This is a genomic window from Yaniella sp. (assembly GCF_030453185.1).
Classification (GTDB): Bacteria; Actinomycetota; Actinomycetes; order Actinomycetales; family Micrococcaceae; genus Yaniella.
In genome coordinates this window covers 1-20,082 of sequence record NZ_JAKDKW010000044.1, presented here as the reverse complement: position 1 = coordinate 20,082, position 20,082 = coordinate 1, and the positions used below count along the sequence as shown (strand labels likewise).

17 protein-coding genes are annotated in these 20,082 nt (G+C 54.7%); 13 read left to right on the top strand and 4 right to left on the bottom strand.

All coding sequences use genetic code 11. The annotated features are described in order from the left end of the window. The coding region (locus tag L0H14_RS07825) for a hypothetical protein (RefSeq protein WP_301421602.1) at positions 1 to 225 on the top strand (225 nt) is incomplete at its 5' end. Positions 226 to 328: 103 nt separating this feature from the next. Here the strand turns inward: L0H14_RS07825 and L0H14_RS07820 are convergent. The 3 genes from L0H14_RS07820 to L0H14_RS07810 all read right to left on the bottom strand — a co-directional run bounded on the left by L0H14_RS07820 (position 329) and on the right by L0H14_RS07810 (position 4,871). After that, positions 329 to 1,627: an alpha/beta fold hydrolase gene (locus L0H14_RS07820; RefSeq protein WP_301418664.1), complete on the bottom strand. Its 1,299-nt coding sequence runs from the start codon at positions 1,625 to 1,627 to the stop codon at positions 329 to 331. Between the two features lie 77 nt (positions 1,628 to 1,704). Next, positions 1,705 to 2,223 carry a GNAT family N-acetyltransferase gene (locus tag L0H14_RS07815; protein ID WP_301418666.1) on the bottom strand — a complete coding sequence of 173 codons (519 nt, stop codon included), beginning with the start codon at positions 2,221 to 2,223 and terminating at the stop codon, positions 1,705 to 1,707. Between the two features lie 14 nt (positions 2,224 to 2,237). Next, positions 2,238 to 4,871, bottom strand: a complete 2,634-nt coding sequence (locus L0H14_RS07810) for an RNA helicase (protein ID WP_301418668.1) — start codon at positions 4,869 to 4,871, stop codon at positions 2,238 to 2,240. 105 nt (positions 4,872 to 4,976) lie between these two features. Between L0H14_RS07810 and L0H14_RS07805 the strand changes: the two genes are divergently transcribed. Further along, entirely contained in the window at positions 4,977 to 5,819 is an 843-nt protein-coding gene (locus L0H14_RS07805; RefSeq protein WP_301421600.1) for a methyltransferase domain-containing protein, read from the top strand. A 65-nt stretch (positions 5,820 to 5,884) separates the two neighbouring features. On the opposite strand, the gene L0H14_RS07800 is transcribed toward L0H14_RS07805, so the two are convergent. Beyond that, positions 5,885 to 6,577, bottom strand: coding sequence for an MBL fold metallo-hydrolase (locus L0H14_RS07800; protein ID WP_301418672.1), 693 nt, complete (start codon positions 6,575 to 6,577; stop codon positions 5,885 to 5,887). Positions 6,578 to 6,808: 231 nt separating this feature from the next. Between L0H14_RS07800 and uvrA the strand changes: the two genes are divergently transcribed. The 11 genes from uvrA (at position 6,809) to L0H14_RS07745 (ending at position 19,981) form a co-directional block, all read left to right on the top strand. Further along, positions 6,809 to 9,751 carry an excinuclease ABC subunit UvrA gene (gene uvrA / locus L0H14_RS07795; RefSeq protein WP_301418693.1) on the top strand — a complete coding sequence of 981 codons (2,943 nt, stop codon included), beginning with the start codon at positions 6,809 to 6,811 and terminating at the stop codon, positions 9,749 to 9,751. Between the two features lie 62 nt (positions 9,752 to 9,813). Next, complete coding sequence (locus L0H14_RS07790) at positions 9,814 to 10,494, top strand: 1-acyl-sn-glycerol-3-phosphate acyltransferase (protein ID WP_301418674.1); 681 nt, start codon at positions 9,814 to 9,816, stop codon at positions 10,492 to 10,494. Positions 10,495 to 10,517: 23 nt separating this feature from the next. Beyond that, complete coding sequence (uvrC, locus tag L0H14_RS07785; RefSeq protein WP_301418676.1) at positions 10,518 to 12,461, top strand: excinuclease ABC subunit UvrC; 1,944 nt, start codon at positions 10,518 to 10,520, stop codon at positions 12,459 to 12,461. After that, on the top strand, positions 12,458 to 13,351 hold the full coding sequence (rapZ, locus tag L0H14_RS07780) for an RNase adapter RapZ (RefSeq protein WP_301418678.1): 894 nt from the start codon (positions 12,458 to 12,460) through the stop codon (positions 13,349 to 13,351). The genes uvrC and rapZ overlap by 4 nt, the downstream gene beginning before the upstream one ends. Further along, positions 13,348 to 14,400: a gluconeogenesis factor YvcK family protein gene (gene yvcK, locus L0H14_RS07775; RefSeq protein WP_301418680.1), complete on the top strand. Its 1,053-nt coding sequence runs from the start codon at positions 13,348 to 13,350 to the stop codon at positions 14,398 to 14,400. The genes rapZ and yvcK overlap by 4 nt, the downstream gene beginning before the upstream one ends. A gap of 54 nt (positions 14,401 to 14,454) precedes the next feature. Continuing rightward, on the top strand, positions 14,455 to 15,438 hold the full coding sequence (whiA, locus tag L0H14_RS07770) for a DNA-binding protein WhiA (protein ID WP_301418681.1): 984 nt from the start codon (positions 14,455 to 14,457) through the stop codon (positions 15,436 to 15,438). A gap of 173 nt (positions 15,439 to 15,611) precedes the next feature. Then, positions 15,612 to 16,235 carry a superoxide dismutase gene (locus tag L0H14_RS07765; RefSeq protein ID WP_301418683.1) on the top strand — a complete coding sequence of 208 codons (624 nt, stop codon included), beginning with the start codon at positions 15,612 to 15,614 and terminating at the stop codon, positions 16,233 to 16,235. A 174-nt stretch (positions 16,236 to 16,409) separates the two neighbouring features. Next, positions 16,410 to 17,633: a phosphoglycerate kinase gene (pgk, locus tag L0H14_RS07760; RefSeq protein ID WP_301418685.1), complete on the top strand. Its 1,224-nt coding sequence runs from the start codon at positions 16,410 to 16,412 to the stop codon at positions 17,631 to 17,633. 45 nt (positions 17,634 to 17,678) lie between these two features. Next, positions 17,679 to 18,494 carry a triose-phosphate isomerase gene (gene tpiA, locus L0H14_RS07755; RefSeq protein WP_301418687.1) on the top strand — a complete coding sequence of 272 codons (816 nt, stop codon included), beginning with the start codon at positions 17,679 to 17,681 and terminating at the stop codon, positions 18,492 to 18,494. Between the two features lie 24 nt (positions 18,495 to 18,518). Further along, on the top strand, positions 18,519 to 18,767 hold the full coding sequence (gene secG / locus L0H14_RS07750) for a preprotein translocase subunit SecG (protein WP_301418689.1): 249 nt from the start codon (positions 18,519 to 18,521) through the stop codon (positions 18,765 to 18,767). Between the two features lie 494 nt (positions 18,768 to 19,261). Beyond that, the gene (locus L0H14_RS07745) at positions 19,262 to 19,981 is read left to right on the top strand and encodes a transglycosylase family protein (protein ID WP_301418691.1); all 720 of its coding nucleotides are present in this window, start codon (positions 19,262 to 19,264) and stop codon (positions 19,979 to 19,981) included. Positions 19,982 to 20,082 lie beyond the last annotated feature (101 nt).

Genomic DNA, 20,082 nt, shown 5'->3' with positions numbered 1-20,082 from the left:
ATCAAAGAAAACACCGGGTGGACACACCAAGCAACACCAGAACACCTTTCGGTGATCACACCCACCGGTCACAGGTATTCCAAAGACACCGGACCGGTTCTTGAGGGCATTCCACCCGATAAACAGGGGCCACCGGATGAACAACCTCTACCCGAGGTCAGGCTCGCAACGGATTGCTATGCCACAAGCACCCAATGGACCATATCCCTCCGCCTCGCCGCCTAAAGATAGCTATCTGTTTTATGGTCAGCTTTGCGTTGTGCACAGGAATATTATCGGGATTACTGGGACGATACACCTCGTACGAGGCGGTCCAGCCTGGTTTTTACTAGTCAGAGGTAATCATGCTGTGGAGGCGTTTGAAGATCTCGGCACCAGCTTCGCCAATACCATCGTGGTGCCACTGATCTGACTCCCACACCTGCAAATTAGCTACCTGTTCGGCTGAAGCCAACGAAAGGTTTCGCTCCACAAATACGTCGTCGGTATACACCAGTGCAGCAACCGGAACCGTATTCTGGTGCAGTTGTTCTAGATCATACAGCGGGCCCCAATTCGAGTAGGCCGCGATCATATCGGTAGCTCGGGCCATAGACTGCAAAACGGGATCAAGTTCGGTGTACCAGTCGAAGCACATCTCACCGGTGAGTAGGGGAGTATCCGACTTCTTCGGATTGAAATCCGGGTATTCGGCCAGCACACGTTGCGCAGCCCAGTCAGTGGGCTGCGCGCCGGGTTGAGCATAAATAGACTCATGCAAAACCAAATACAGCGGATTCGTAGCCCGGGAAACTTGTTGGTAGACAGCCTCAAGAAAGGTATCCGAAAGGGTTGAGGTACCCGGGATGAAAGCTTCCTCGAAGATGTAGTGCAACGTATCGATTCGCGTGTTGCCGCCCAGATACATCCCCAACGCTTGGACACGTCCAACAGTCAGTGGAGAACCATCTAGCAAGTAAACGTCATCACGTCGAACCCGTCGATAAATACTCGCCAAAGTTTCCTGGTCCTTCGGAAAACGGCGGAAATATTCTCGATTTCTAGCCCGCATCCGCTTATACGTAGCGTGGTAAACCTGATCGGCAGGACCTTGCAATGGTGGAATGCCACCTGTGATCATCGAACCGGCCAGACCCTCGGGTGCGAATGACAGGTACGTCAGCGTACAGAACCCACCGTATGATTGCCCAAGCGTCACCCACGGGTCTGACTCCAGCGCAGCCCGGATGGCTTCAGAGTCTGCCACTATATTGGGAGCACGGAATTTTCGCAGATATTGAGCCTGAGCGCCCGGTGCACCACGTTGAGCAAGCGTTTGCCGATTGATTGGTGTCGAGCGGCCGGTGCCGCGCTGGTCCAACATCAGCACGCGGTAGTGTTTCAAAGCCTCTGCCATCCACCCGCCCACACGTGCCGGGCGAGAGCCTTTGCCACCCGGACCACCTTGAAGGTACAACAGCCACGGTTTGTTCTCGCCGTCAGCAGACCGATACTCGCGAGCAAAGACCGTCAGCGTTTCCCCGTCCGGGTAAGCATGGTCCAACGGCACAGTGAAAAAATGGTCTCTTATCCCGGTGCCATCAAGCATCCAGGAAACAATTCCAGGCTTGTGGTCAGCGATAGGCATAGGAACTCCTTGAAAAGTCTGTGTGATATCAAGTGTGGCAGGTGGCCGCGAACTTGGCGAGGGTCCCGAATCCCCTCTTAGCGTTGTGTCGCGGCGTGGAGCCCAGCACCTTCGAGTCGGTAAGTAGTCCACTCACTCATTGGTACTGCTCCTAGTGATTCGTAGAATTCGATGGAAGGCGTGTTCCAGTTCAGTACAGTCCATTCATATCTGCTGTACCCGCGCTCCACCGCAATGTTGGCGAGGTGGAGTAGGAGCTGTTTTCCATGACCGCGTCCGCGCATCGCAGGGATCACGAACAGATCTTCTAACCAGATCCCGTGTACGCCTTCCCACGTTGAGTAGGTCTCAAACCAGATCGCAATGCCCACTACCTGCGTTTCATTGTTAACGACGTCGTCGATCACATGGCAAAAGACTCGGGGAGTGTCACCAAACAAATGGTCGTGGAGCATCTCCGGAGTGTTCTGCACGGCATCCGGTTCGAGTTCGTAGACGGCTAACTGATGGATCAAGTCCAAAATTGCTGGCACGTCTGCTGGGATCGCTTCGCGCACTTGGCCGCTGACCTGTGTGGTCGTAGAGGTGTGTTTCATAGCTGCAGTTCCTCCTACAGGACCGGTGTACCTACAGATAGGGTCGTCACAGCAGGCGAACCTTTTTCATTGGAAGCTGCCAGATGGACGACGGCGTTGATGGCAAAATCGTGGTTGCCGTTAGGATCAACGAGCACCTGAGACAGCAACCAGTAGTCCCCGTCTGTTGCTCCGACATCGGCCATTTCTCCGCTAGTAAGTTCGGGCCTGGTGTTGATGCGGAAGAATGCTGGTACTCGTGCGGCAGGGGAGTCATCGAGATCCTCGTACTGGTTGAAGAAGTCATCGAGTGCATCGGCCCAGTTATCCGAAGTGAAGGGGACTGCGCCATCGGGCAGGTGATCCAAGGCTTCTAGCCGGGCATCCTGTTCGTCTCCGAATAGTTGTACTCGATGGAACATTGCATTGCGCACCATGACAAGGAAAACCGCCTCATTGTCCGTGAGTTTAGGTGGCTCTGGTGGGGCGAGGGACTCGTGATCGGCGATCAGTTGGTCGACGTCATCGGTCATCATGTTTTCCCACTCCTCAAGCAGCGAGGAGTCAGTGGTCACGATGATGGTCTCCAACCATTGCTGCAGCAAATCGAGGTCTTCAGTGCGCAACTCCTGCGGGATGGTCTGACGCAGCGCCTTTGCGGCGTCGGTGAGGTAGCGCAGCAGCACGCCCTCGGAGCGGGCGATGCCATAGTAGTTCACGTAGTCGCCGAATCCCATGGCACGTTCATACATATCTCGCACCACGGATTTGGGCTGTAACTCGAACTCGGACAGCCAGGGGGCACCCTGCCGATAAATTTCAAATTGCTGGTTGAGCAGTTCGGCCAACGGCTGAGGATAGGTGAGACTGTCCAGCACCTTCATCCGCTCGTTGTACTCGGCACCATCAGCCCGCATGCGCCCCATTTCCTCGTCGCGGATCTTCCGTAACTGGGCCGTCAGGATCTGTCGTGGCCCATCCAGAGTCGCTTCAATAATGGACACCATATCGACTGCATACGTGGGTGAGTCAGTCTCCATCAGCTCAAACGCGGCAAGAGCAAATGGCGACAACGGCTGGTTGAGGGCGAAATCAGCCTGCAGCTCCACGGTGAGTTCTAACCGGTTGCCCCATGCATCTGGGCTGTCGTTGACTACCACGACGTCGGTGACAAGCAGTTCGCGCAAAATACCGATGGCTCTGCGTTGCAGTTGTGCTTTGGCGGCCTTGGTTTCGGCGGACCGCTGGACCATCCGTCGCACGGACGTGATGGGGTTCCCCGGACGAGCAAGGATGTTCAACAGGATTGAGTGCGTGATGCGCATCCGCGAGACCATGGGTTCCGGTTGGGCCACTACCAATTTGTCGAAGGTGCTCCTGGACCAAGAAACGAAACCCTTGGGTGGGGATTTCTTCGGTTGGGATTTGGTGGATTGGGCAATTCGGCGGGCCCGCTCGTCCTCATTTTTAATACTCGAGAACTTCTCAGCGGCCTTCTGACTCGCCAACGCATTTTCGATGATATGCGCTGGAGCCTGTACAACGACGGTCCCAGCCGTATCGAAGCCTGCGCGACCAGCACGCCCGGCTATCTGGTGAAACTCTCGGGCGTTGAGGTGCCGCTGGCGTGTGCCATCGAATTTTGACAGCCCGGTCAGCAACACCGTACGAATCGGCACGTTGATGCCCACCCCGAGGGTATCGGTTCCAGAAATCACTTTCAGTAGGCCATCTTGGGCCAGCCTCTCGACCAGCCGGCGATATTTGGGCAACATACCGGCGTGGTGTACGCCAATTCCCTGGCGAATCAACCGATTCAGAGTCTTGCCAAAACCAGAAGTGAAACGGAAGTCCTGCAGGATTACGGCGATGCGGTCTTTTTCTTCACGAGTTGCCACCGAAATAGATGCCAGATTCGACGCCTGCTCGACCGCATCCAGCTGCGAAAAGTGCACAATGTAGATCGGTGAAAGCTGTGATTCCACCAGGGCCTCAATCTGCTGTTGCACCGGAATTTCGGAGTACTCAAAATGCAACGGGATCGGTCGGGTCGCAGAGGAGACAGTGACTGTTTCTCGTCCTGTGCGCTTGGTGATGGACGTTTCAAATTGTGTTGTATCCCCAAGGGTCGCCGACATCAACACAAACTGGGCTTGTGGCAACTCCAGTAGCGGTACCTGCCATGCCCAACCTCGTTGCGGGTCAGCATAGAAGTGGAATTCGTCCATGACCACGGGGCCGACATCGAGCCCAGAGCCTTCACGCAGCGCATGAATCGCTAAAATTTCTGCGGTGCAACAAATGATCGGAGCATCCGGGTTGATTGCCGAATCTCCGGTGACCATACCAACGTGCTCAGCACCGAAAATTTCGATTAAATCGAAGAACTTCTCCGAAACCAGAGCCTTAATTGGTGCTGTGTAATAGGTGGTCTGCCCGTGTGCCAACGCATAAAAGTGCGCGGCCAGCGCCACCATTGATTTCCCCGAGCCTGTCGGAGTTGCCATAATGACGTTTTTACCGTCCACTAATTCGGTGACGGCCTCGTCCTGGGCCGGATACAGTTGGATACCACGTTCACTTGTCCATTCGACGAACCGATCGTAGAGCAGTACCGGTTCAATCTCTTCGCCGCGGTCAGGATCAGGAATGTAATCAGTCAGTTGCACCTAATACATCCTAGTACGCCCGCAGCAGGTCGCGGCATATGCCAAACATTGCGATTCATAACGCCGAGTCGCAACACATAAACCCAACCGGTTTAGGCTAAGACTATGGAAAACTTCGTATGGGATCCTGCCCAATATGCCCATTTCGCCGGCCATCGTGCGCGGCCCTTCGTCGACCTGACCAACGCCGTCCAACTTGAGGCGCCGCAACAGGTCTACGATATCGGCTGTGGTCCCGGTAACATGACGGTCACACTGGCCCACCGGTGGCCGAAAGCCAACATCACTGGTTTTGACGCTTCAGCCGAGATGATCCACGACGCCCGTCAGCTCGTGGCAACTGCCGATCAGTACACCAACGTCTCGTTTGCTCAACAGAATGCCGCAACATGGGAACCCCCGGCGGAGACAGACGCCATCGTCTCCAATGCGATGTTCCAGTGGATCCCCAATCACATTGACATCATCAGTGAGTGGCTGAAGGCACTCAAACCTGGCGCGTGGTTCGCCATGCAGGTGCCAGGGAACAGCGTCGCGCGATCCCACCAGTTCATCGGGGAGCTTGCCGGTGAAGAAAAGTTTTCAGTTGCCGCAGAGGCTGCCTACACGGGGGAGACCGTTCACTCGGTCGAGGACTACACCCACATGCTGTTAGAGCACAGTTTCCGTCCCAATGTTTGGGAGTCCACGTATCACCAGGTACTTACGGGCCCGGATCCGGTGTTTGACTGGGTCAAGGGTGCTGCACTGCGTCCAGTGCTGCAGAAATTGGCTGAACACGATGCGGAACACAGCACCGCTCTGCAGGATTCGTTCGTAGCTCGCTATAAAGCCGAAATGCTCGATGCCTATCCGCCGTATGTTGGTCCCGACGGCCAAGAAGTCACCGTCTACCCGTTCCGACGCATCTTTGTGGTCGGTCATAAGGAACTGGATTACTTCATCTAATTTCCATCAGCGGCACTCATTTCGCTGAAGTTCATCATCGAACTATGAAGTCATCTACAAAACAGTTACCAGCCGCGTTCACGCCATTGCTCGACATGGGGACGTTCAGTCCCAAGCACCGTCGAACCACCATGTCCGGGCAGCACAACAGTATCGTCGTCATACTTGTTAAAAACACGTTGTGAGACGTCGTCGATAAGCGAGGAAAAGCGTTCTGGGTCGTTCCAGGTGTTCCCAACGCCTCCTGGGAACAGCGAATCGCCAGAGAAGATAATGGTCGGCTCGTCGCCGTTGGGTACATAGACCAAGGCAACTGATCCAGGGGTGTGGCCACGCAGTCCAATGACGTCTAATTCAATTCCCGGGAATTGGGCCTTGTCGCCGTGCTTCAGACGTACTTTGGCGGTAACACCGGTGGCTTCTTCAATCGCATCGGCGTCTGGCGCGCCGGCGGAGGTCGGTACTTGGGTCCGATCAACGATGTCGGCTAATGCCCGAATGTGATCCCAGTGCTCATGTGTGGTGATCAGGGAAACCAAGTCGAGGTCACACGGCGTATCGTCTGCGGCAGATGCCAACAGCTCCATGATGGCATCTGGTTCATCTGCGGCATCAATCAACACCTGGGAACCGGTCGTCTTTGAAGTAATCAGGTACACGTTATTGTCCATCTCAGAAACCGAACGAGTTCGGATCGTGACCTGAGGCAGGTCATACAGGAGCTTGATGGAGCCGATAGTTGGAGACGTTTTGGACATGACCGCTAATTTACACCTTCACGCGCGTCGTTGCGAATGGTGTCCTTCCTTGGAAAAGCTTAGCTTTGCGCGAAGAGTCGTACCTGTTGGCCGGCCACAATCCGTGTTAGGCCAAGAATTGTTCTATCCTAGAAGTCTAGCTTTCTACTGTCTTTCATGACTCGAGGGATCACGTACTTGACCACCACACATAACGTTGACGGCTCATCCAGCCAACAACACTCCAACAGTCTGGTATCCCAAACAGATCAGTCCAACGCTACGGAGGGCGAACACGAACCCGACCGGATTGTGGTCCAGGGAGCTCGTGAGCACAACCTAAAAAACGTGAACTTGAACATTCCACGTGACGCGTTCATTGTGTTCACCGGCCTGTCGGGTTCAGGGAAGTCGTCCTTGGCGTTCGACACCATCTTCGCCGAAGGTCAGCGCCGTTATATCGAATCCTTGTCTTCGTACGCACGGATGTTCCTTGGCCGTGTGGATAAGCCATCGGTTGATTTCATCGAAGGTCTCTCACCTGCTGTCTCGATTGATCAGAAGTCGACGTCGAAAAACCCGCGTTCAACGGTCGGTACCATCACCGAAATTCATGACTACATGCGCCTTCTATGGGCGCGAATCGGTGTGCCACACTGTCCGGAATGTGGTGAACCCGCATCACAGCAGACACCTCAACATATCGTTGATCAGTTACTCGATCTTGAAGATCGCACCCGTTTCCAGGTGCTCGCCCCGGTGGTGCGCGGTCGCAAAGGTGAATTTGTTGATCTTTTTGCCAACCTTTCGGCCCAAGGCTTTTCGAGGGCCATTGTCGACGGCGAACAGATCCAACTCGCGGATCCGCCGACACTAGAAAAACAGATCAAACATAATATCGCGGTGGTCGTTGACCGGCTGGTGATCCGCGACGGTATTCGGCAGCGTCTGACCGACTCCGTGGAAACGTCACTGCAACTCGCAGAAGGCGTCGTCGTCGTGGACTTCGTGGATATCGACGCACACATCAGCCCGGATAAACGTAATACAGGCGACTGGGAAGCCGTCGATGAAGCGGGGCGTGCAAAGTTCCGGTCGTTTTCCGAGAAACTCTCCTGTCCCAACGGACATATCCTCAATATTGATGAAATCGAGCCGCGGTCGTTTTCCTTTAACAACCCGTTCGGTGCGTGCTCAACCTGTACCGGTATCGGGTCGCAGCTGCAGGTTGATGAAGAGCTGATCATTCCTGACCCGGATCTAACGCTTGCCGAAGGAGCGATCTCACCGTGGGATATTGGCAAACGCACCAGAGAATACTGGCAGCGCCTGGTCTCAGGACTTGCCGACGAGGTCGGGTTCTCGATGGATACGCCGTACAAGGATCTGTCCAAGGCAGCGAAAAAAGCGCTTCTGCACGGTAAAGATTTCAAAGTTAAAGTCTCCTACCGGAACCGCTGGGGGCGCGAACGTCGCTACACCACCGGTTTTGAAGGTGTCATCGACTACGTCAAACGCAAACACGAGGAAGCCGAATCCGACCAAGCTCGCGATCGTTTCCAGTCCTATATGCGCGAAGTAGCCTGTCCCGCATGTGGGGGAGCGCGACTAAACCCCACTTCGTTGTCCGTGCTAGTCGGAGGCAAATCGATTGCCGAAGTCTCTCATATGCCAATGGAAGACTCGATCGAATTTATGCAGCAGCTAGAACTCTCCGAGCGAGACGCCAAGATTGCTGACCAAGTCCTGATTGAAATTCATGCACGCCTGAAATTCTTGCTCGACGTCGGTCTCGACTACCTGAACTTAGAACGCCCGGCCGGTACCTTGTCTGGCGGGGAAGCGCAACGTATTCGGCTGGCAACCCAGATTGGATCTGGTCTTGTCGGGGTGTTGTACGTACTCGATGAGCCATCAATTGGACTCCACCAGCGTGATAACCGCCGCCTCATTGAAACCCTGTTGCGCTTACGCGATCTGGGCAACACGCTGATCGTCGTCGAACACGATGAGGAGACCATCGGTGAAGCTGATTGGATAGTCGACATTGGTCCAGCGGCCGGCGAAAAGGGTGGCTATATTGTGCACTCCGGTTCCCTCGACGGGCTCAAAGACAATACCGATTCCCTGACCGGTGACTATCTCACGGGTCGCAAAGAAATCGTCATTCCGCCCAAACGGCGTCCCGTTGAAAAAGACCGCCAGGTTGAAGTAGTCGGGGCACGCGAAAACAATCTGCAAAACGTTTCAGCGAAATTCCCGCTGGGCGTTTTCACCGCTGTAACCGGTGTCTCGGGATCAGGGAAATCGACCCTGGTAAATGAGATCTTGTACAAGGTGCTGGCCAACGAACTCAATAACGCTCGACATGTTCCCGGACGGCACCGTCGAGTCAACGGTCTCGACCAGCTCGACAAAGTCGTGCATGTCGATCAGTCACCGATCGGACGAACCCCGCGTTCCAATGCTGCGACCTATACCGGCGTCTTCGACCATGTGCGAAACCTGTTTGCTGACACCCAGGAAGCTAAAGTACGTGGCTATAAACCGGGTCGATTCTCATTCAACGTTAAAGGCGGCCGCTGTGAAGCCTGCTCGGGCGACGGCACGCTGAAAATCGAAATGAACTTCCTACCCGATGTGTATGTCCAGTGTGAAGTTTGCCACGGCGCCCGTTATAACCGTGAAACTCTAGAGGTCGAGTACAAGGGCAAGAATATTTCGGAAGTCTTGAACATGCCCATTGAGGAAGCCGCCGAATTCTTCGCTCCCTACCAGCGGATCGCCCGCCACCTAAATACTCTCGTGGACGTTGGTCTGGGCTATGTACGACTGGGTCAACCGGCGACCACGTTATCGGGTGGTGAAGCACAACGCGTCAAACTCGCTACTGAATTACAACGTCGTGCCACCGGTAAATCTGTCTATGTACTCGATGAACCCACCACCGGCCTACATTTCGAAGACATCCGTAAACTGCTAGTTGTATTGAACCGGCTGGTCGAGAAGGGCAACACGGTCATCACCATTGAACACAACCTGGATGTCATAAAATCTGCTGACTGGGTCATTGATCTTGGTCCAGAAGGCGGTTCTGGCGGCGGCGAGATTGTCGCCACCGGCACGCCCGAACAGGTTGCTAAAGTTGCGGCCAGTCATACCGGTAGATTCTTAGCGGATGTATTGCATACATAACGTTGTAGAATCAATGAGTCCACACGCAATAACACTGCCCACATTGGGCAGGGAGGGTCATAATGGCAATCGGCGAAACTGGGATCGTGCGTACGAGTGTTCGCACGCTACTTCGTGTCGGGGCGCGCCCCGAAACATCAGGTTTTGAACACGTCCCAGAAACCGGCGGATTTATTGTGGCTAGCAACCATCTGTCATTCCTGGATTCGGTTATTATCCAATCCTTGTTGCCCCGTCAGGTTCGTTTTTTTGCCAAAGCCGATTACTGGACTCAAAAAGGGCTCAAGGGCAAAATTATGCGCGGTTTCTTCGACTCAGTGGGCTCCATCCCGGTTGAACGTGGCGACCACTCCGCATCGGTTACAGCGCTGAAACAACTCGTCGACTTTGTTGGGGATGGCGACGGCGTTGGTATCTACCCGGAAGGCACTAGATCTCGAGATGGTCGCCTCTACCGTGGCCGCACCGGCGTCGGATGGCTAGCCCTAAGCACCGGCGTCCCCGTGATTCCGGTGGGTTTGATCGGCACTGATAGGCTGCAGCCTCCCGGAAAAAACGTTATTCTGCCTCGAAAGTTTGAAATCCGAGTTGGAGAGCCCATCGAGGTTGAACATCTTGGTCCCAAACACGGGCTACAAATTCGACGCAAAACCACTGATCATATTATGGAACAAATTTCCGAGCTGACCGGCCAGGAACGCGTCGACGAATACAATAAGAGGCCAGACGAAACGGCCTCCTAACAACGCAAGGAGACCCGAAACCTTTGGCTGATCCAGCCTCATACCGGCCAAAAACGTCAGACATTCCCACGGATCCGGGCGTGTACCGTTTCAAAGATCCACACGGCCGAATTATCTACGTGGGTAAAGCCAATAACGTCCGTTCCCGTCTGAGCTCCTATTTCGTTAATCCGAACACGCTGCCGCCAAAAACGCGCACTATGGTGCACACGGCTGCAGCTGTGGAATGGACCACCGTCGCTTCCGAGCAGGAAGCAATCCAGCTGGAATACACCTGGATTAAAGAGTTCACTCCGCGGTTCAACATCATGTACCGGGACGATAAATCGTATCCCTACCTCGCGGTTACCATGAACGAAAAATTCCCGCGGGTCATGGTGATGCGTGGCGACCGCCGCAAGGGCGTCAAATACTTCGGGCCTTTCCACCCCGCCAAAGCAATTCGCGAAACAGTAGACCGCATGCTGCGAGTCTTTCCCGTACGAACCTGCTCAGCCGGTGTCTTTCGTCGTGCCCAATTAGCTGACCGTCCGTGTTTGATGGGGTACATCGACAAGTGTGCTGCCCCGTGTGTGAACCGGATATCTGAGGAAGACCACTACGCTCTGGCTGAAGATTTCGTCGCCTTCATGAACGGGGACGTGAGACCGTACCTGCGCGAACTTGAACAGCAGATGCAAACCGCCGTTGCTGATTTACGCTATGAAGATGCGGCCAGATACCGTGACGACATCGAAGCACTGAAAAAGGTTTTCGAACGCAACGCCGTCGTACTTCCTGAAACCACCGAAGCTGATATCTTCGCGTTTGCTGAAGACGAATTGGAAGCCGCATTTCAGGTATTCCACGTTCGCGACGGCAGAATACGTGGACAACGTGGTTGGGTCGTAGAAAAAGTCGAAGACACCACCGAACCGCAACTGGTCGAACAACTCCTGCTACAAATTTATGGCGATATGGAGGACACCGAACGCATCCCACGTGAAGTATTAGTCCCGGTGCTGCCAGCGAACCCCAAGCAGATTGAAACGTGGATGGCTGAGCGCCGCGGCGCCAAAGTGAATCTGCGCGTTCCGCAACGTGGCACCAAAAGCCAACTCCTAGAAACCGTCCAAGAAAATGCCAACGGTGCACTGCGACTTCACAAGTCTCGCCGCTCCGGCGATATCACAGCCCGATCCGCTGCCCTGCGTGAACTCCAAGAAGCACTCGAATTCGACCAGCCACTGCTGCGCATCGAGGCCTACGACATCTCGCATGTTCAGGGCACCAATGTAGTGGGCTCCATGGTCGTGTTCGAAGACGGTTTGCCGAAAAAACGCGACTACCGGAAATTCAATGTCACCGGTGATGCCGCCCGCGATGACACCGCTGCGATGGACGATGTTCTGAGCCGCCGCTTCAAGAACTTCCTCAAAGAACAAGCCGAAGCACCCGAGATGCACTCCGGCGAGCTCTCGAGCGATGAAGACGACCGTGAGGAACCCAAAAGATTCTCATATCCGCCGTCTCTTGTCGTGGTCGATGGGGGACTGGCCCAGGTCAACGCGGCACAACAGGCCCTGTTGAACTTAGGCATCGACGACGTCCCGGTGGTTGGTCTTGCCAAACGTCTCGAAGAGTTGTGGATCCCTGGGGATGATTTCCCAATGATCATGCCGCGTAGCTCGCAGGGGCTCTATCTCTTACAGCGTTTACGTGATGAATCCCACCGTTTTGCTATTCAAGCACATCGGTCAAAACGGTCCAGTTCCATGATCCAGTCGGTATTGGATGAAGTCCCGGGTCTCGGGGAAAAACGTCGCAAAGAGCTCCTGAAGCACTTTGGGTCCCTCAAGAAAGTCCGCCAAGCCTCGATTGAAGATCTGCAGGTCGTTTCCGGTGTCGGGCCCAAGCTTGCACAAGCCATTTACGACACCTTGACCAACCAATCCGCGTCGAAAGAACAGGGTAAGCTACAATCATGACCTCTGAACTGCAACCGGTAAAACCAGATACCGCTGAAGTCCTGATTATTACCGGCATGTCGGGCGCCGGACGCACCACAGCAGCACACTCTTTAGAAGACCTCGGATGGTACGTCGTTGACAATCTGCCGCCGCAATTGTTCTCCACCATGGCCCAGCTGATCGGCAAAAATCCTGACACCCCACTAAAATTGGCGCTGGTTGTTGATGTACGGTCTAAGGAATTCTTTCAGGCCCTTCAAGAAGCTATGAACCAGCTCCGCACTGACGGTGCCGAACTTCGCGTACTGTTCCTCGATGCCGCAGATGAAGTCCTGGTGCGCAGGTTTGAAACCCTTCGTCGTCCGCACCCATTGCAGGGCGACGGTTCGATCCTCGAGGGTATCGCTGCTGAACGTGAGCTTATGGTGGCCCTGCGGGATCAAGCTGAAATGATGATCGATACTACGGACCTCAACGTCCACGATCTCACGACCGCAACCACCGAACTGTTCACCGAGTCTGGCCCTATAATCATTCGGTTGAATATCATGTCGTTTGGTTTTAAATACGGGGTCCCGCAAGACTCGAACTATATTGCTGATGTCCGTTTTATACCCAACCCACACTGGGTGCCAGAACTGCGGCCCTTTACCGGCCAAGACCAAGAGATTTCGAGCTATGTGCTGGAACGTAAAGGCGTCGCATCTTTCATAGACAGCTACGTTGCCATGATGGAACCGGTCATCGAAGGGTATCGCTCGGAAAATAAGCATTACGCAACGCTGGCGTTCGGCTGCACCGGCGGTAAACACCGCTCTGTTGCCATCGCCGAAGAAATCGCCAAACGATTGGCCACCTATTCGGGGGTCAAGGCCAAAATCTCCCACCGTGACATGGGACGCGAATGAGCATGCATTTCACCGGCCAATTGCCGTTAGCCCCGGTGCAACGTCCCGAACGTGCCACGATCGGGCATTATTCGCCGAACCTCAAAGTCACTGCGCTGGGTGGAGGGCACGGGCTCTATGCCACATTATCCGCTCTGCGGTTGATTTCCGGGGAAATCACCGCGATCGTCACCGTTGCCGACGACGGCGGTTCCTCCGGTGTTATCCGTCAAGAAATGGATGTCATACCCCCCGGCGATCTCCGCATGGCACTCGCCGCACTGTGTGATGACACTGATTGGGGTCGCACTTGGCGCGACACCATGCAACACCGGTTTAAAACTTCTGATCTCAGCGGAGAGCCTGGCACCTTGGACAACCACGCGCTGGGTAATCTCTTGATTGTCGCCCTATGGGAATTGCTCGGAGACCCAGTCGATGGCCTCGCATGGGCCGGTGCATTACTCGGGGCGCGAGGCGTTGTCCTACCTATGTCCACCACGCCCATGACCATCTCCGGTACCGTCCTAGCCGACGAAGACGGCCAACTTACCCGCCGTTCGGTAACCGGTCAGGCCAAACTCGCCAAAATCGCCGGGGCTGGCAGGGTTAGCCATATCGAACTCTCACCCGCAAACGCGCCAGCGACCCCGCAGGCATTAGACGCGATTGAGCTAACCGACTGGATCATTATTGGACCAGGCTCCTGGTACACCTCGGTGCTGCCGCACCTTCTACTTGAAGAGCAACGTGCTGCATTGGACCAGTCAACGGCCAAACGGTGTCTCGTCATGAACCTGCAGCCTTCGACCACCGAAACCCAGGGTATGAGCGCAGCCGAACATCTCTCCGTGCTGCACTATTACGCGCCCGAATTCCGTATCGATGTGATCATCGCCGACCCAACTGTGGTCACTGAAGATCACGCAGCTGAATTCAGCGAAGCGGCCGAAAAGTTAGGTGCAACCGTGGTGTTTAGTAAAGTAAAGGACGAACATCGCGATACTGTACATGACCCATTACGACTCGCAGTGGCCTTTTCCGAGGCATTCGATAAAATCCCGTCATAGCTCGAGGAAAATAGAACGCTCGCGCATGCGCGAAGAAAGAACAGTGAACACCACATGGCACTTACCGCAACCGCTAAAGAAGAACTCGCACGGGTACCAGTTACGCGACTGTCTGAACGTTTAGCGGAAGTTGTCGGTATCTTGCGGTTCGGTGGAGGTCTGCAACTTTTACCGGGTCGCCTGATCATTGAAACCGAGCTCGATCACGAAGGTGCCGCACGTCGTCTACGCAGCACCCTGCGAAACACCTTCGGTACCGAATGCGATCTGATCACCCTGCAGGGTTCCAGCTCCCGACGGGGTGCACGCTACGTTCTGCGCATCATGGAAGGCGGCGCCCAGCTAGCACGCAAAACCGGACTCATGGACCCCCGCGGACGACCTGTCCGTGGTATGCCGCCTGCGGTAGTCAACGGCAGTGTCGCAGATGCGGCAGCGGCATGGCGCGGAGCATTCTTGTCTCAAGGGATCCTCACCGAACCCGGACGCTCGTCCGCACTAGAAGTCGTGGCCCCCGGGCCTGAAGCTGCCTTAGCACTGGTCGGAGCTGCCCGCCGCCTCGGGGTGACGGCCAAAGCGCGTGAGGTACGCCAGGCTGATCGGGTCATCATTCGAGATGCCGAGACCATCACCACCCTGCTCACTGCCATGGGGGCCGAGCAGACCGTCAAAACCTGGTTGAAGCGTCAAACCACCAAAGAGGTCCGCTCATCGTCGAACCGACTCGCGAATTTTGATGACGCTAACCTCCGTCGCTCAGCACAAGCTGCCGTCGCTGCAAGCGCGCGAGTTACCCGCGCCCTGGAAATCCTGGGAGATGAAGTGCCCGACCATCTCGAGTACGCGGGGAAGCTACGTGTTGAACACCAACATGCTTCATTGGACAAACTCGGACGCATGGCCGAACCGCCTATGACCAAAGACGCTATCGCAGGTCGTATCCGCCGACTCCTAGCTATGGCTGATAAGCGCGCCCAGGAATTGAACCTGCCCAATACACATGATGCCGTCCCCGCTGAGTTCCGCGAGAGCAACTAAAATCACACACCTGTTCGCAGACCGATGAGCTCTCAAGTCTTGACCGACCCCCGGGGGTCGCAGCCTAATATAGAAGGTAGTGGTTCACGTTATTTCGTGAGCCAACAATCTCGCTGATATATAAACATCAGCAAAACACTCGGATCATTATCCGAATTTACTAGGAGGAATACGTGGCGAAATACACTCTGCCAGAACTGTCCTACGACTACGGCGCCCTGGAACCACACATTTCCGGCCGCATCATGGAGCTTCACCACTCCAAGCACCACAACACTTACGTCAACGGTGCAAACACCGCACTTGAGAAGCTGGAAGCCGCACGCGAGTCAGGCGACTTCTCAAACATCAACCAGCTGACCAAAGACCTGGCGTTCAACCTCGGTGGTCACACCAACCACTCGATCTTCTGGAACAACCTCTCTCCAGAAGGCGGCGACAAACCAACTGGTGAACTCGCTTCAGCCATCGATGAGTACTTTGGTTCGTTCGACAACTTCAAGGCTCAGTTCACCGCAGCAGCACTGGGCATCCAGGGCTCCGGTTGGGCCATCCTGGCCTACGAACCAATCGGTGGCAACCTCGTCATCGAACAGTTCTATGATCAGCAGAACGGCGTCCCAGTAGCGACTACTCCACTGTTCATGCTGGACATGTGGGAGCACGCCTTCTACCTGGACTACCAGAACGTCAAGCCAGACTATGTCAAGGCCATCTGGAACATCGTTAACTGGGCAGATGTCCAGGCACGTTTCGAAGCTGCCCGTTCTGGCGCAGCTGGCCTCGTCAAGCCATAGTATGAACGCAATCCGGTACGGCCGGTAGCGCCTACTTTGATATTCAAGGGATCTTTTGCCATTCGGCAAAAGATCCCTTGTGTTTTTAACAAAAAACTTCCCCGTACATGGCTAAGATGTTAACGGCCGCAATCGTCGGCCTGACCATATTGTCGAGACCCAAAGAGTATATTGATGACGGCCCAAACTATTCGTGACCTTCTGCCATCTGCTGCCGGACGAGCCGTAATCGTCCGATCCGATCTCAATGTTCCGCTCAACGATGGAAAAGTCACTGACGACGGTCGAATCCGCGCGTCGTTACCGGTTATCACTGACCTTGCACGGGCCGGTGCCAAGGTCATCGTCCTCGCGCACCTTGGTCGCCCCAACGGTACCGTTGTTCCGCAATACTCTCTTGCTCCTGTTGCTCAGCGTATGACCGAATTGACTGATATTTCCGTCACATTGGCAGAAGACGTCACTGGAATCTCGGCTCAAGACAAAGCAGCTCAGTTAGAAGATGGTCAGATTTTGCTCATCGAAAATGTTCGCTTTGATGCGCGTGAGACGTCCAACGATGACGCTGAGCGTGCCGTACTGGCCACTGAATTCGCCGCCCTAGCCGGCCCAGACGGCGCATATGTCAACGATGCATTCGGAGCTGTGCATCGCAAGCACGCCTCTGTCTACGACATCGCTTCCCTGCTGCCCAGCTATCAGGGCGCCCTGGTGGCAACAGAACTGAACGTCCTAGACCGCCTCATCGTAGATCCACACCGTCCATACACGGTCGTTCTTGGCGGGTCCAAAGTCTCAGACAAACTCGCCGTTATTGATAATCTCCTCGATCGCGCCGACACACTGTTGATCGGTGGGGGAATGGCTTTCACCTTCTTGAAGGCCCAGGGCCACGATGTTGCATCGTCGCTGTTGGAAGAGGACCAAATCCCAGTCGTGAAAGACTACCTGCGACGCTCCGAAGCAGGCGCAGCAAATATTGTGATCCCGACTGACGTCATCGTTGCCGAAGCATTCAGCGCAGATGCCGCCCACGCGGTAGTTGATGCGAACGCCATGGCTAGCGGACCAGGTGGGTCCGATGGCCTTGGTTTGGACATTGGTCCTGCAACTGCCAAACTCTACTCGCAACACATTGAGGCATCATCCACCGTATTCTGGAACGGCCCGATGGGCGTCTTTGAAATGGAAAACTTCGCAGGCGGGACCTACGCCGTGGCCAAAGCTCTAACGAATGTGCAGGGGCTTTCCGTTGTCGGCGGTGGAGACTCAGCAGCCGCCGTGCGCGCTCTCGGTTTTGCCGACGAAGATTACGGTCACATCTCTACGGGTGGGGGAGCTTCCCTAGAATACTTAGAAGGCAAGGCCCTGCCAGGAATCGATGCCTTGGCTCGTTAACCCCAACCCCACAACCACATCGATTCACATACGACAGGAGTCTCATTGACCGCAAAGACTGACGGAGTCTACGACCGCACCCCACTGATCGCCGGCAACTGGAAGATGCACATGGATCATTTCCAAGCCGTCTCTTTGGTGCAAAAACTTTCGTGGACACTGGCTGACCACGATCACGATTTCGGCCGAGTTCAAGTCGCAATCTTTCCACCATTTACAGATTTGCGCAGCGTTCAAACGTTGATTATGGCCGATAAACTTGACCTTACCTATGGTGGGCAGGATGTATCACAGTACGACTCCGGTGCTTATACCGGCGACATCTCCGGTGATTTCCTCCGCAAATTAGGCTGCACCTACGTGCTCGTTGGACATTCGGAACGGCGAACTCTTCATGCCGAATCCGATAAGACCGTCAACGCCAAGTTGCAAGCCGCCGTGCGTCATGAACTCACTCCTATTCTTTGTGTGGGTGAGGGGCTTGAAACGCGGACTGCTGGCGAACACATCGACTTTACGATGCACCAGCTAAGAGCAGCCCTGAAAGGTCTTTCAGCCGAAGAAGTAGCCAATCTCGTGGTGGCCTATGAACCCGTTTGGGCCATCGGCACAGGAGAAGTAGCCGGCCCCGGTGATGCCCAAGAAATGTCAGCGGCGCTCCGTCAAGAAATCGCTACACTCTACGACTCTGAAACGGCGAACGCTACGCGGGTGTTGTATGGTGGGTCTGTCAAAGCAGACAATGTAGCTACCATCATGCGTGAACGCGACATTGATGGTGTCTTGGTCGGTGGGGCAAGCCTCGACGATGAACAATTTGCTAGTATTGTCAGGTTCGAACATCACCTATTGACCGACTAGACAACGAAGAATGGAAAATACCCGTTGAATTTTGAACTTGTGCTCCAGATCATTTTAGTGATCGTGTCTGTCTCGTTGGTTTTTGCTATCCTGCTGCACAAGGGTCGCGGCGGCGGTATGTCCGATATGTTCGGCGGTGGTGTTACCAGCGGTCTGAGCTCTTCAGGCGTAGCTGAACGAAACCTCAATCGACTCACCGTGACATTAGCATTGCTCTGGGGCGGTATCATTGTCGCACTCGGTCTTATGTCACGTTTTTCTGGAGACTTCTAACCTGTCAAAGCATCCCACAATATGTGCTTGAAAACCGGTAGAGCGAATCGCTCTACCGGTTTTTTGATACCCAAAATACGGCTCGCTTGTGCCTCTACCTAGCGTCATTTATTGGCTCTCATTAAGCTCAAATCCGTAACGAAACCGGCAAGAATCAGGCACTAAGCGATTTCTGAGACGATTCACAGGTCATTAAAAGGTCGTCAATTTGATCATTATTATCCCTTTCTGACTAGGGGTTTTATCAATCGTTCATTTCTCTTCCACCTAAAAAGTGACGACGGGCACCAATCAATTGCTCTATAACGTTTTGATAACGAAGCATGAACATGTAGTGTGGCGAACCCAGGTCATTTCGAACCTGCTGGCATCCGCCAATGAAATGAAAACTTAATGAACTCTCACGGGATGCCGTGATCTGGAAATGAACTCCCTATCGCAAAATTTGCGAAGGAAAGGAATGACTAAACTTGAAGCATGAAGCACGCCACGCAATGACCAAACCGTCACGCGGCAAACTCGCAACTAAGACTCTTATCGCAGCTGCTGCGATCTCTGTCCCACTCTTTGGCTTTGCTGCACCAGCAAATGCAGCACCTGATTCAACTTGGGATCAGCTGGCCGAATGTGAATCTGGTGGTGACTGGAGCATCAATACCGGTAACGGCTACTCGGGTGGACTGCAGTTCAGCCCTTCGACTTGGCAAGCACATGGCGGCTCTGGCGACGCAGCTAACGCAAGCCGTAGCGAGCAAATTGCTGTTGCTGAGAACGTTCTAGATAACCAGGGCTGGGGCGCTTGGCCATCCTGCTCGCAGCAAGTCGGTGCCTCTGGCCAGGCTGAACCAGCTGAGCAGCCTATGGAACAGCAGGAACAGGCCCCTGCACAAGAACAGCAGGAACAAGCCCCTGTTGAAGAACAGCCTCAACAGCAAGAAGCCCCTGTTGAAGAACAGCCACAGCAGCAAGAGGCCCCTGTTGAAGAACAGCCACAGCAGCAAGAGGCCCCTGTTCAGGAACAGCCAGTTGAACAGCAGCCTGCACCAGAGGCAGCTGCTTCCGGTGAAACCTACACTGTCCAGTCAGGTGACACCCTCAACAAGATCGCTACTGAACAAGGTGTCGAAGGTGGTTGGGAAGCAATCTTCGAGCTCAACACCGATCAGATCTCTGATCCAACACTGATCTTCCCTGGCCAGGAACTGGCTCTCTAAAGCACTAACTGCTTTAAACTAACGGTCGGGGCGCCGCGGCGGGGGTTGGTGGGGGGGGCCGCCCGGGGTGTTTTTATAGAACATGGGGGGGGGGGGCGCAG